Here is a 12,583-nt window from a genome sequence, read left to right as displayed (position 1 = left end):
GAATGTCATGACAAAAAACCATTCTATGCAGATCGGCGACCTTCGCTTCCTGATCGCAGAAGACGACGAATTTCAGCGCCACTGGCTCAATGTCATGTTGCGCAAACTCGGCGCTCACCATATTGCCGAAGCCGAGAACGGCCGCGTCGCGCTCGCCATGCTGCAAGACCGGCATGCATCCGTCGACATCAGTTTTGTCGACCTCAACATGCCCGACATGGACGGCATCGAACTAGTGCGCCATCTTGCCAACAGCGACAGCCAGACCGCGATCGTGCTCACCAGTGCACTCGGCTCCGCCTTGCTGTTCTCGGTTGAAACGATGTCGAAGGCGTATGGCGTGCATCTGCTCGGCACCTTCGAAAAACCGGCGACGCCCGAGGTGCTGCAAAACCTGATCGCGCAATACCAGCCGCCGCAAGTGCGGCAGGACCGCGTGAAGAAAGCGCTGCCGGTCTTTACCCTGCAGGAAATCCGCGACGGCATCCGTGCCGGCCAGTTCGAACCTTTCTTCCAGCCCAAGGTGGAGCTCGCGACCGGCAAGGTGAAAGCAGTGGAAGCGTTCGTGCGCTGGCGTCATCCGCGATACGGCCTGGTGACGCCGCCCGCCTTCATCCCCATCCTGGAAGCCAGCGGGCACATGGAAGACCTGACCTGGGCAGTGATCGAGCGTGCGATTGCCGCCTGCCGGGCCTGGCATGACCAGGGACTGATGCTGGCGGTATCGATCAACCTGTCCGCCACTTCACTGGCCGAACCGGGGCTGGCGGAAAAGATTCTTGCCTACATCGCGCAGCACGGTATCGAGCCGCAATATCTCACGATCGAAATTACCGAACTGATGGCGATGACCGACGTCCCGGTCTGCCTGGAAAATCTTGCGCGCCTGCGCATGAAAGGCTTCGGCCTGTCGATCGACGATTACGGCACCGCGCATTCCAACGTGCAGCAATTGTTGCGCATCCCTTTCCTCGACCTGAAGATCGACCGCTCGTTCGTCGCCGGCGCTTCGCAGAATAAGCAGATGCACATCGCTCTCAGTTCCTGCCTGGAACTGGCGAAGAAGCTGCATCGCAACTCGGTGGCGGTCGGCGTGGAGACGCGGGAAGACTGGGACTTGCTGCGCGACCTGGGTTGCACCTATGCACAGGGTTTTTACATCGCCAAGCCGATGGAGCGCGCCGCGGTGCCGGGATGGATCGACGAATGGACGCAGTTTTTTTGATGCCCCTGCTGCAGCCCCTTCTATCGCATGAAGGATGGCGCTACACTGTGTGCGCTACACTGTGTGATTATCCAGCCGGTTCAGCCTCATGAAATTCGCTCATCTCGTTGAAATCAACGATCCGCTCAATCCCTTGATCGACCCGCTTTCGCGCGAACAACTCTGGCGCGGCCTCGTGTTGCGCGCCGAAACGCCGACTGCATTCGTGCCCTACCTCGACCGTTGCACCATCCTGGAAAAGTCGGAACAGTCGGTGTCGCGCGAGTTGCATTACGGCGAGCTCGTCGTGCGCGATCGCGTCACCTTCCTGCCGCAGGAGCAAGTGGTGTATCACGTGCCGCCACAGAAGGACATCCCCGAATCGCGCCTGACCATGACGATCGAAGAGCCGGAGCCGAACATTTTCTTCGTGCGCTTCGAATACGACGACGGCGCCGGCGAAGTGGAGGACACGGCACAAGCGTTCTACAACGATTTCCGCCGTTCCGCGTATACCGAATCCGATATCGATACCATCCGGACCATTCGCGAAATGGCGGAAGACGGACGCCTGGAACAGGCACGCTAGCAGGTTGTTGAAAAAGGTAGCGAGCGGGCCGAGACTGAGACCGAGGAGCGCGCCGCCGCTTGCCTCAATGCTGGCCCTTCACCTTTTCCGCGCCGTAGCGCACCGCATCTTTCACCTTGTCCCAGGTGCTTTCCGGATGCTGCCGCTCCCAATCGCTGCGCATGTCGGGTTCGGCATCTTCCCAGCGATAATTCCTGAACCGCTCGCTGCCCGCCATGCTTGAACCGTAGCGATAGGCGGCGTCATAGTCTTCGTAGCGTCCGCCGCTCGGACCGTAGGCATTCTGCCAGTGGCGACGGAAATCGGAATCGTCTGCGCTTGTGGCGGTGTCGGCATAATCCGCATCGCGCCTGGCGTCCGATGCGCCGAGTTGCTCGACCTCCACGTCGGTCCTGCGCACCGTGTCGTTCACGTCGGTGGTTTCCTGCGTCACTTCCTTGCCCACCACCACTTCTTCGACCACGCGTGCGGTCTTGGAAACGATCGGCTCTTCCGCCATTTCGCGCATCTCGACCGAACCCTCCTTGAAGGCCGCGAGGTCGGCCTCGCTGGCCGGCTGGTCAACCGGATGGCGCTCGACGTTCACGTGCTCCTGGCGCAGATCCACCGACTCGTGCACAGGCTTTTCCTGCACGCGCGTGTAGACGCGCACGCCGCCGCGCTGCACTTCCCGCTTCCCGACACGCATTTCTTCCTCGACCACCGGAATGCGCGTTTCGCCTTCGGTCCGGGCCTGCGCCTGATCCGTGTCAGCGGTATCGCGGCTCCGCGCATGCAGGTCGCGTTCGCGTGCGATATCGCTATCGGTATACTGCGGCGCATTCTCGTCATAGCCGGTCCAGCCTTGAGAGCGCCAGTGCGCGGCGCGCTCGTCGATGTCCACCGGGTCGTAACGGTTCAGGACCTCCACCGCGCGGTCACGCTGCTCTTCGTTATCGGCATTCACGGTCAGCACGCAACTGCCGCGCCGTACCGCTTCCGAATACACGTCGTGTTCCTCGGGACGTTCATCCATGCCGAACAGCGAACGGAAAAAATTGCCAATGCCGCTGCCGCTCGCTTGCGTCGTGTCGCGCGTCGTGGCCGCGCCTTCGGAGTCCGGGTTCAACTGCACTTCGCCGCGGGAAAATCCGCAGGAAAGCAATTCGTTCATCGCATTTTGGGCTTGCGCGTAACTGTCGTACACGCCTACTACGGTATTTTCCATATCAATCTCTCCATTGGGGTATTGTCCGGCGCAGGTCCGGAATCGACCTGAGGGGTGCGTCGACGCATATCCCGTGCCTGGCGTTAACCGACGCATTACAGGCTAGTGCTGGCTGCGTTCGCGACCCTCGTCGAATCGTTCGACCGTGACCTGTTCCGAGCGCAGCAGCACCGTCTGCGGCGACTGCGTCTGCTGCCGTTGTCGCGTGATGCGCACTTCTTCCTTCAGCACGAGCTGCTTCTGCACGACGAGCACTTCCTCCAGCACGGGCACGATCAGCGTGTCGCCTTCGTAGCGCGTCTGCGGCACATCGGCTTCGGCCACGACGCGCCCGACCGGCACGCGTTCGACCACCAGTTCGTCGCGCATCAGCGGCTGATCAACGACACTTTCCTGCTCGGCCACCGTCTTGTGGATGCGCACGCCGCGACCGGTATCGATCACGCGCTTGGCCACGTGCAGCTCTTCTTCCATCACCGGAAAGCTCATCTGCGTCGGCTGCCTCGATTCGCCGGAGACATGGAAGGTGAAAGGCAGGCGGAAGCTGCCGTCGTCCTGCTGCGTGAGCAAGCTCACCGGAACGAGCACTTGCGTTTCGTCGGGCAGGCGCACCCAGGCATGCGGATTGGACTCTGTCTGTTGCACGCCGACGATGGATGCCTTGCTGCCCTTGGCATCGACGACGGTGGCGTTCATCAAACGGTTTGCGGGCGAGGTGTCGCCGCTCTCGGGGAAGTGCTCCATCGGTGACGCTTTCCATCAGTTCAAGGGTGGAGCGCTGCATGCAATTAGCGGGCCGGGCCTTGGCAGGCATCCTGCATGCCGAACGAGGAATCGCATGCGAGTTTTTACCGCACGAGCGGAAAAAATTACACGACGCATTGCGCGACAAATTACACGACGATATGCCGGGCAATCGATCCGAACTTATTCGAACAGCCTGCTCTCTTACCCATATTCATCGTATCGCTTGGTGCAAGGAGGCTCACATGGCTAATATCATTGCCGGCCGGTTTCAACAGCAATCGGAAGTCGAGGACAGCATCGAAGAATTGCAGCGCGCCGGATTTGCGCGCGAACGCATTTCCGCGTTTTACGTCAATCCGCCGGGGCAACATGACACCTTTCCGATCGGGGGCGACCGGGCGCAATCGCCCGGCGCGAAGCAATCGGGCAAGGGTGTTGCCGCCGGTGCGGCGGCAGGTGCGGCGGCCGGTCTGGCGGCAGCCCCCTTCCTCGGCCCGGTCGGCGCGGTCACCGGCGGCTTGCTCGGCGCCCACGTCGGCGGCCTGGTCGGCAGCCTGTCGACCATGAAGGAACAAGGCGATACCGGCGAGCATGCCGAAGACGTGGAGAACGCCGCGCCGATACGCAAGTCGGGCATGATGGTTGCCGTTGCCGTCGATGATGCGGAGCACGAGGATCAGGTAGTCAACATGCTGCGCTCGCTCGGCGCAGCAGACATCGAGCGCGCGCAAGGCACGATCGAAAACGGCGACTGGTGCGACTTCAACCCGGTCGAGCCGCCGCAGCTGATCGAGTCCGCGCCGCAGCCGACACAAGCTGCCGGGCCGCATCAGCGCGCGTGATGGCATTGTCCGTGGACCAGATTTTCAGCGTCCGCAACTCGTTCATAAGTCGCTTTTCTCACCCGTCGATATGCGCGATCAAGGGCAAATGATCCGAGGCGACACGCGCGAGCGGTGTCGCGTGCACTTCCACATGCACGAGCCGGTGGCGCGGCCGGATCCAGATCCTGTCCAGCGCGAAAATCGGCTTGCGTGACGGGAAGGTGCGCGGCGCCGGTACCGGCTGGAAGTGCGAGACTAGCCAGCGCAGCGAGCGGCCCCAGACAAACCATTCATTGATGTCGCCGAGCAGGATCACCGGCATTTCCTCGGTATCGAATACTTGCAGCAGGCGGCGGATTTGCGCGCGCCGTTCCGCCGGCCGCAAGCCGAGGTGGGTCGCAACCACGCGCAGCAGGTGGCCGTGACAATCCACGTCCGCGTCGAGCGCGCCGCGCGGCTCGCGGCTGCCGAAGGACAAGTCGATGGTGCGCATGGACAAGATCGGATAGCGGGTCAATACCGCATTGCCATAGCGCCGCTCCGGCCGGTCGCAGGCGGGGCCTTCCGCTGCGACAAAGCCGGTCGCTTCCTGCAGCATCGCGAGCACATTGGGCGTCTTGGAACCGCCGAGCGGCACTTCCTGCAAGGCGATGATGTCCGCGCCGATTTCACCCAGCACTTCGGCCACGCGCTCCGGCGCAAAGCGGCCGTCGGTGCCGATGGCGCCGTGAATGTTATAGGTGGCGATGGTGAGCGGCCACGGGTCGACATCGGGCACGGCTTGCTGCACCGGTGCGATGGGGTCGGCGACGTTATCGATCATGCCGCGGGATCCTCCTTGCGCTTGAGCAGCCGCTGCAGGCCGAGTGCGACTGCAATGATGGAAACGGCCACCGCGCCGAGTACGGCCACGGTGCCCGGGCTGGGATTGCGAACGGCCTCGGCCAGATGATGGACGAAGGTGACGGTGATCATGATGCCCGGCATCATGCCGAGCAAGGTGCCGATCAGGTAGTCGCGCAGCTTGATATGCGAGGCGCCCGCGACCACATTGACAACCGAGAACGGCGCAATCGGCAGGATGCGGATCACGATCATCGCGAGAATGCCGCGCGTGGCGATGCGCCGGCTCAGGTGATTGACCCGTTTGCCGAGCAGTCGCTGCACCACCTCGCGGCCGAGCCAGTGTCCGAGGCCGTAGGTGGCGGCGGCACTGAGCAGCGTGCCGGCAATCGCATACAGCGAACCATACAGCGGACCGAACACAATGCCGGTTACCGCAATCAGCAACATCACCGGCACCACCAGAAAACCGGCCACCACATAGCTCGCGACGACCGCCAGCGGCGTAAACGGCATGGCATCGAGTCCGCGCGCGAAGGACACCAGCGCCCCCAGGTTCACCCATTCGCGAAGGGGCGTCCAGCGCCACGCGATCGCCAGCAAGACAAGCGCGACGGCCAGCATGCCGATGCCGATCAGGCGACGCGGCACCGGCTTGCGTGCATCGCTCGGCACGAACTGGTTGACCAGTTCCTCCGGGTCGATCGGCTTCTCGGGATCGAACAAGGCCCGCTCGGGGATGAGCGCGTCCAGTTCCGCCGACGCGACCGGATCGAGCGGGAGCAGCGTGCGCTCCGCGCGCAGCGCGGCGACCGCATGATGCAGGCTGTCGTGCCGGCGCACTTCGGCATCGACCGTTTCCACGCTGCTGCCCAGATGTTCGGCCAGCAGGCGACTGCGCAAGCGGCCGATGGCGTCGCGAATCCGAGCGGCGTCGGGCCCCTGCGCCTCGATCGTGATATTGCATTCCGTATCGAGTGCCATGGAGCGGCTGCTGAGATTGGCCGAACCGACCGAGAACAGGCGGTCGTCGACGGAAAACACCTTGCTGTGCACATTCAGGCAATGCCCGTCCTGCCCCGGAATATAGGGTGAGTACATGCGGTACCGGCCATAGCGATCGGCTTCCTTCAGGCGCCGGTGCACGCGCGCCCGCAACACGCCCATGGTCGCTTCTTCCAGCCAGCCGCTCTGCATCTGCGGCGAGACGATCATCACCTCGGGCCCGTCGGGCTCCTTCAGGCGCGTGGCGAGCGCGTCGGCAATCATGCCGGAAGTGAAATACTGGTTTTCGAAAAACAGGTGATGCCGCGCGGCGGCGATCGCATCCAGATGCAGTTGCCGCACCTCATGCACACCGGGTGCGCCATCGAAAACCGGCTCGGTGCGCGAGATGGCAACGTCGACCTCGGTCAGATCGGGCACCACATCTTCCGGCCAGGGATCGAGTTCCGGGTCATAGCGGTCGATGGCCGGCTTGCCGCCCGCGCGGCGCCAGCGCGCTCGTGCCAGTTCGCCCAGCGCGCGCGCCGCGTCCCCATCCACCATGGCCTGCACATCATGAAAAGGCCCGTGCGGCTTGCCGTCGCTGTCACACCGCAACGCGGCATGATTGGCATGTTCCGGCGTATCCCATCGGCAACGGGTCAGATCCAGTCCGCCGACGAAAGCGACACGATCATCCACCACCACCACTTTCTGATGATGCGAGGCGCCGATCGGATGCCGTCCGTCCATGCGAAAGGCAAGGCGGCGATGCGTGCGCCACTCCAGCTTGTAAATCGGCAGCCATTCCCGCTCGAGCGCATACAGCATCGCGAAATCCCAGTTCAGCACGTAAGCGTGCAGGCCGGGCTGCGAGGACACCACCGCATGCAGGAAGTCGCCCAGCGCTTCCGGATAGCCGTCATTCGCCCCCTGCGGCACCAGGCGGGTGCGGCTGTCGATGTCCCAGCTCAGGATATAGATGCTGTGGCGGGCCTTGCGCACGGCGGCCCGTACTGCGCGGAAATAGGCGTCGGCATCCACCAGCATGGCATAGCGATGCGCGCGCTCGATGCGCCAGCAATTGCGTCCCGCCTGCAACAGGCCGGGCGACGCCTCGGGCATGCTCGGCGCGTCGGCCTGTTCACGTGACGAAGGGAAATACGAACTCATTTCCTTTCGACGCGGCGCAATCCTGATAGTTTCTGCAGTCATTGCCGCGCCGTGTTGCGCGTCGATAAACTTAGGCTGGCTCAGCATTTCGCGTGGGTTTTTCCGCTGCAAGCATTTCTTCGGATAAGATCGCATTACAACCATCAACCCACTGCTTGCCGTGCCGCATCGAGGTAGCCGAACCGCATGAGTTCCCCGCCGAATTCCGCATCCGCCAAACGCCGCCGCGGGTTGCCCATGTCGCCCCGGACGCGTCTCGGAATCGGTATTGCGGCCTCGCTGCTGGTGCACGGGCTGATCCTCTCCATGCAATTCGGGGTATTGGGTCTCGGACTGCCCGGCCTCGACTTGCCATGGAGCGAGCGCCGCGTGCAGGCCGGCCTGAGCGTGCGTCTCACCGATGTGAAGCGCACGCCGGAAGTGCAAAACACCCTTGCCTCTTCGTCCACCTCAGCGCCGGTGGAAAGTCTTGCCCCTGCGCCGGACACATCCGCCGGCGACAAGCACATGCAAGTCCGCATTGCTCCGCCGCCGAGCGTCGCGGACGCCAAACCCCTCACACCGACCAGGAAAGCCCGCCGCAAGGCACGCACGCCGCCCCGCATCGCGCAGAGCAAACCGCAACGGCCCAGGCGAGCACCGGACGTCATTGCGCTGAACGAGGCGAAACCCGATTCCTTTGTGCTTCCCGCCCCGGCAGTGGATGAAATCGTTCAACCGGCCGACACGCCGGAAGTGCCTGCTGCGCCGGCGCAGGAGCCGCTTGCGGCAAGCGCTGCAAACACGCCGGACGAGGCACCGGCCGCACAAGCCGCGCAGGACCTGGAAGCGCAACAGCGTGAAGCCGACGCCAGCCGCCTGCTGGAAGAACAACAGGCGCGCCAGGTAGCCGAGGAGGCCGCGCGCAAGGCTGCCGAGGCCGAGCAAAGACGCGCACAGGAAGAGGCTGCGCGACGCGCCGAGGAACTTGAAGCCAGACGGGTGGAGGAAGCAAGACAGCAGGCGATGGAGCTCGAAGCGCGTCGCAAGGCGGAGCAGGCCGCGCAGCAGGTCGAAGCAGTACGGCGCCAGGAAGAGGCCCGCGCGATGCAGCAGCAACTGGAAGTGCGCCGACAGGCAGAAGAAGCGGCGCTGCGCAAGCAAGAGGAACAACGGGTTGAAGAAGAGGCGGCACGCCGCGCCGAACTTGAAGCGAAAAAGCGGGACGACGAGCAGCGCGCAAGACGCGAAGCGATGGAACGCGAGGCGCGCCTGCAGGCAGAGGAAGTCGCGCGTCAGCAGGCCGAAGCGCTCGCTCGCCAGAAACAGGCGGAACAAGCCGCCCTGCGCCAGCAAGCGGAAGCAGCCGCGGCACAAGCGCGCGAACAGGAACGACTGGCGGCAGAGAATGCTGCCGCCGCACGCGCAGCGGAAAGCGCCAGGGCCTCGGCCGCTGCGGCGTTGCCGAAAGCCGCCGGGGGTGGCGACCTCGCCAGCCGCGCGCTTGACCAGGCAAGGCGCCCCGCGCCGCTGCACATCGAGCCGCGTGCTCCCGCGCCCGTTGCCGATGCGGCGGAGAATCCGCGCCGTCGTTCGATCTTCGGCGGTGGAAACCTCGACATCGGCCTGATGATGTACATCGAAAGCTGGCGCCTCAAGATCGAGCGCAACGGCCGCCTCAACTATTCGCAAACCGCGAAAGACAAGGCACGCGGCGACCCCATCGTTACGGTTTCGATCCGCAGCGACGGCAGCGTCGAGGATGTCGTGATCAACCGCTCCAGCGGCCGGCCGGAGCTGGACGCCGCCGTACGCCGCATCATCAAGCTCAACGAACGCTACGCCGCCTTCCCGCCCAATCTTGCGCGCCAGTATGACGTGATCGACATTCGCCGCGTGTGGAATTTCGACGAGGTGCTGCGGATCCTGGAAGAGGTCCGCTGACAGCTTGTGCGAAAACTATCGCTCAGATGTCGACCGGATCCACTTCCAGCGACCATTTGGCCCGCGTCTTCATCTCGCGCAGCATCGCCAGCCACTCCTTCAGGAAAGCCTGCAGTGCCGGCCGCGATGCCGACTCGATCAGCAATTGCGCGCGGTCGACATTGGCCACCCGCGTCATCGTCATCGGGATCGGATCGTTGATGACGATGCCGGGATGCTGCATGCATTCGGCCGCCTGCGTCAGGAAGTCGAGTGCGGTCTGCAATTCCCGCGCCTCGGCGCGCAGCAAAGCCTGATACAGGAAGGGCGGCAAGCCCGCCTGTTGCCGCTCCTCCAGCAAGCCGCCGGCGAAGCGGTCGTAGTCGTGCGCCATCACTGCGGCGTACAGGGGATGGTGCGGATAGCGGGTCTGTATCCACACTTCGCTGACGCTGCCGCCCTCCTTCTGCCCGGCGCGGCCGGCGCGCCCGGCCACCTGCATCAGTTGCGCGAACAGCCGCTCGCCGGCGCGGTAGTCGTGCGAGAACAGCGCGGTATCGGGATTCAGGATGCCGACCAGGGTGAGATTGCGGAAGTCATGGCCCTTGGCCACCATCTGCGTGCCGATCAGGATGTCGACGTCGCCGCGATGCACGCTGTCGAAGGCGGCCTGCGCACTGCCCTTGCGCCGCGTGGAGTCGGCGTCGATGCGCGTGACGCGCGCCTGCGGAAAGACGTTCTGCAGCGCCTCTTCCACTCGCTGCGTGCCGCGCCCGAGCGGCTGCAGATCGACGTTGCCGCATGTCGGGCAGGACTTGGGAATGCGCTGCTCCAGGCTGCAGTGGTGGCAGCGCAGCCGATGCTCGGGTTTGTGCAGCACCATGAAGGCGGTGCAGCGTGGGCAATTGCTGATCCAGCCGCAGGCATCGCAGGCAAGAACCGGCGCGTAGCCGCGACGGTTCAGGAACAGCAGCGATTGCTCGCCCCGCTCCAGCCGCAGCTTCAGCGCGGTGATGAGGGTCGAGGTGATGCCCTCCGCGGGCTTGTCGCGCTCCATGTCGATCAGGCGCACTTTCGGCAGCACTGCATCCTTGGAAGCGCGCTCGCGCAATTCGAGTTTCTTGTAGCGGCCCGACTGCGCGTGGTGCCAGGTTTCCAGCGAGGGCGTGGCCGAGCCCAGCACGATGGGAATGCCCAGCTGGCGGGCGCGCCACACCGCGAGGTCGCGCGCCGAATAGCGCAAGCCTTCCTGCTGCTTGTAGGAAGGATCGTGTTCTTCGTCGATGATGATCAGCTTCAGTTGCGGCAGCGAGGCAAGAATCGCTAGCCGCGTGCCGAGAATGATGCGCGCGTGTCCCAGATGCGCGGCCAGCCAGTGGCTCATGCGCTCGCCTTCGGCCAGTCCGCTGTGCAGCGTGGCGACGGCGACGTGCGGAAAACGCGCGCGCACATTGTTCTCGAGTTGCGGCGTGAGATTGATTTCCGGCACCAGGATCAGCACCTGCGCGTCGCTTTGCCGGGCGAGGACTTGCGCGGCCGCCTGCAAATAGACCTCGGTCTTGCCGCTGCCGGTGACGCCGTAGAGCAGGGTCGACGCAAATTCCGTGGCGGCGGCGATCGCATCGGCGGCATGCTGTTGTGCGGGATTGAGGATCGGCGCAGCGCTCGGCGCTGCGTCCGGTGCAACTTCCGCTTTCGCCAGTTTCTTCAGTGCCCGGTCGAGCGCAGTGGTCTTGGGTACGCGCAGATTCTTCGGCAGGCCGGGTATCGCCACTTCCCCCAGGGGCCGCTGGTAATAGTCCGCGGCAAAGCCGCACAGGGCGAGCCAGGCTGTGGACAGCGGCGGGAGCTGCGTCCGCACGGCGATGACATCCTTGAGCTTGTCGTCGGGAACATTGCTCTGGGTGCGCACGGCGACCACCAGGCCGATCACTTCCCGCCGGCCGAAGGGAACGAGCACCAGTTGTCCGACCGTGGGCAACTCTACGCCCGCCTCACCGCGCCAGCGATAGTCAAAGCAAGTCGCAAGCGGTGTGTCGAGAGCAACCTCCAGAAAACATTGTTTCACGACTTAAAGTGATTCCTGAAAATGGGAGCTAAATACACGTTTCATAAAGGGTTTTTGAGCTATCCACACAAGCTGTGGATAACTTTGTGGACAAGAAGCTCTTGACAGCTGGAAATGCCTGATTTCATGCGGGTTTCAATACATTGCCCATTTGAAAAGCAAAAAAAATCGCCTTTTAAATCAACGACTTGAAAAGTCAATATCTGGCAGCGAAAAAATTTTCTTTTAAAAAAGTTATTGCTCTGCACAAGATCTATGGCAACTTGTTAATGTGAATAAGTCGTATGAAGGATTGCCCGAAGGGTTTCCAACGGCTTACAAATCTTGACAAATCTTCTCCGATTTTTTCGAGAGGCAAGCTTTCTTTTCCCGCCAATGTTGCCGGCTAAAAGTCAATTGGGAGACAGTTGCCAAGATCGGGCAAGTCTTCTAGAAGACCTCATGTAGATTTTGAAAAACCGATCTAAATGCCCGATTCATAAGCGCTTTTTCATCTATCCACAAAGTCTGTGGATAACTTTGTGGACATTCCCCCCTTGACAGCCCGGAAGGGCCTGATTTCATGCGGGTTTCTATGGAATGCTGAATTGAAAAGCAAAATTTTTGCCTTTTAAATTCAATGACTTATAACAGCGCTGCAGGACGGAAAAATAGATCCGGATAAATTGTTTTATTGCTGCACAAAACTGTAAATGTGTGAATAAAGCCGTGAAAAGTCGACCAAAAATGTCCAGTACGTGATTGCAGTTAACAGAAATTTTTGCTAGCCGGATGCGCTACTTCGTTCATTCGCTCGCCCGCATCGCGCGGCTCACCTCATGCACGGTCTCCACCAGCACCGTCACCGCTTCCGGCGGCGTGTACTGCGAAATGCCGTGCCCGAGATTGAACACATGCCCGTTGCCCGCCGCCGGCTTGCCGAAGGATTCCAGCACCTTGGTCACCTCGGCGCGGATCTGCTGCGGCCCCGCGAACAGCACGTTCGGGTCCAGGTTGCCTTGCAGCGCCACCTTGTGGCCCACCAGCGCACGCGCCTTCGCCA

General features: G+C 62.6%; 10 protein-coding genes. 4 read left to right on the top strand and 6 right to left on the bottom strand.

Annotation, left to right across the window (positions count from 1 at the left end):
- The first annotated feature begins 7 nt into the window (after positions 1-7).
- Positions 8-1,225, top strand: coding sequence for an EAL domain-containing response regulator (locus VJ651_RS13890; RefSeq protein WP_324108020.1), 1,218 nt, complete (start codon positions 8-10; stop codon positions 1,223-1,225).
- Between the two features lie 88 nt (positions 1,226-1,313).
- Entirely contained in the window at positions 1,314-1,793 is a 480-nt protein-coding gene (locus tag VJ651_RS13885) for an SRPBCC family protein (protein WP_136420228.1), read from the top strand.
- A gap of 64 nt (positions 1,794-1,857) precedes the next feature.
- On the opposite strand, the gene VJ651_RS13880 is transcribed toward VJ651_RS13885, so the two are convergent.
- Both VJ651_RS13880 and VJ651_RS13875 read right to left on the bottom strand, forming a co-directional pair.
- Positions 1,858-3,000, bottom strand: a complete 1,143-nt coding sequence (locus VJ651_RS13880; RefSeq protein WP_324108019.1) for a YsnF/AvaK domain-containing protein — start codon at positions 2,998-3,000, stop codon at positions 1,858-1,860.
- A gap of 102 nt (positions 3,001-3,102) precedes the next feature.
- Positions 3,103-3,744 carry a YsnF/AvaK domain-containing protein gene (locus tag VJ651_RS13875; protein ID WP_324108018.1) on the bottom strand — a complete coding sequence of 214 codons (642 nt, stop codon included), beginning with the start codon at positions 3,742-3,744 and terminating at the stop codon, positions 3,103-3,105.
- 245 nt (positions 3,745-3,989) lie between these two features.
- Here VJ651_RS13875 and VJ651_RS13870 point away from each other — a divergent pair, with 245 nt between their 5' ends.
- On the top strand, positions 3,990-4,589 hold the full coding sequence (locus VJ651_RS13870; protein WP_324108017.1) for a hypothetical protein: 600 nt from the start codon (positions 3,990-3,992) through the stop codon (positions 4,587-4,589).
- A 58-nt stretch (positions 4,590-4,647) separates the two neighbouring features.
- Here VJ651_RS13870 and VJ651_RS13865 read toward each other — a convergent pair whose 3' ends face one another.
- Positions 4,648-5,394 carry an endonuclease/exonuclease/phosphatase family protein gene (locus VJ651_RS13865; protein WP_324108016.1) on the bottom strand — a complete coding sequence of 249 codons (747 nt, stop codon included), beginning with the start codon at positions 5,392-5,394 and terminating at the stop codon, positions 4,648-4,650.
- On the bottom strand, positions 5,391-7,571 hold the full coding sequence (locus tag VJ651_RS13860; RefSeq protein ID WP_324108015.1) for a VTT domain-containing protein: 2,181 nt from the start codon (positions 7,569-7,571) through the stop codon (positions 5,391-5,393). Before VJ651_RS13860 ends, VJ651_RS13865 begins: the two co-directional genes overlap by 4 nt.
- 237 nt (positions 7,572-7,808) lie before the next feature.
- Here VJ651_RS13860 and VJ651_RS13855 point away from each other — a divergent pair, with 237 nt between their 5' ends.
- Positions 7,809-9,494, top strand: a complete 1,686-nt coding sequence (locus VJ651_RS13855; RefSeq protein WP_324108014.1) for a TonB family protein — start codon at positions 7,809-7,811, stop codon at positions 9,492-9,494.
- A gap of 22 nt (positions 9,495-9,516) precedes the next feature.
- Here VJ651_RS13855 and VJ651_RS13850 read toward each other — a convergent pair whose 3' ends face one another.
- Both VJ651_RS13850 and VJ651_RS13845 read right to left on the bottom strand, forming a co-directional pair.
- Complete coding sequence (locus VJ651_RS13850; protein ID WP_324108013.1) at positions 9,517-11,541, bottom strand: primosomal protein N'; 2,025 nt, start codon at positions 11,539-11,541, stop codon at positions 9,517-9,519.
- Positions 11,542-12,326: 785 nt separating this feature from the next.
- Positions 12,327-12,583, bottom strand: a 257-nt coding sequence (locus VJ651_RS13845; RefSeq protein WP_324108012.1) for a uroporphyrinogen decarboxylase family protein, incomplete at its 5' end; no start/stop codon positions are given.

Origin of the sequence: Noviherbaspirillum sp. (genome assembly GCF_035254865.1) — a bacterium.
GTDB lineage: Bacteria > Pseudomonadota > Gammaproteobacteria > Burkholderiales > Burkholderiaceae_D > Noviherbaspirillum.
Note: the sequence above shows the minus strand (reverse complement) of the source record. Positions and strands in the feature narration are given on the sequence as shown.

Excerpts from the sequence above, each read along its gene's own strand:
- VJ651_RS13870 (WP_324108017.1), top strand. The coding sequence starts at position 3,990 with ATGGCTAATATCATTGCCGGCCGGTTTCAACAGCAATCGGAAGTCGAG.
- VJ651_RS13890 (WP_324108020.1), top strand. The coding sequence starts at position 8 with ATGACAAAAAACCATTCTATGCAGATCGGCGACCTTCGCTTCCTGATC.
- VJ651_RS13860 (WP_324108015.1), bottom strand. The coding sequence starts at position 7,571 with ATGAGTTCGTATTTCCCTTCGTCACGTGAACAGGCCGACGCGCCGAGC.
- VJ651_RS13875 (WP_324108018.1), bottom strand. The coding sequence starts at position 3,744 with ATGGAGCACTTCCCCGAGAGCGGCGACACCTCGCCCGCAAACCGTTTG.
- VJ651_RS13885 (WP_136420228.1), top strand. The coding sequence starts at position 1,314 with ATGAAATTCGCTCATCTCGTTGAAATCAACGATCCGCTCAATCCCTTG.
- VJ651_RS13880 (WP_324108019.1), bottom strand. The coding sequence starts at position 3,000 with ATGGAAAATACCGTAGTAGGCGTGTACGACAGTTACGCGCAAGCCCAA.
- VJ651_RS13855 (WP_324108014.1), top strand. The coding sequence starts at position 7,809 with ATGTCGCCCCGGACGCGTCTCGGAATCGGTATTGCGGCCTCGCTGCTG.
- VJ651_RS13865 (WP_324108016.1), bottom strand. The coding sequence starts at position 5,394 with ATGATCGATAACGTCGCCGACCCCATCGCACCGGTGCAGCAAGCCGTG.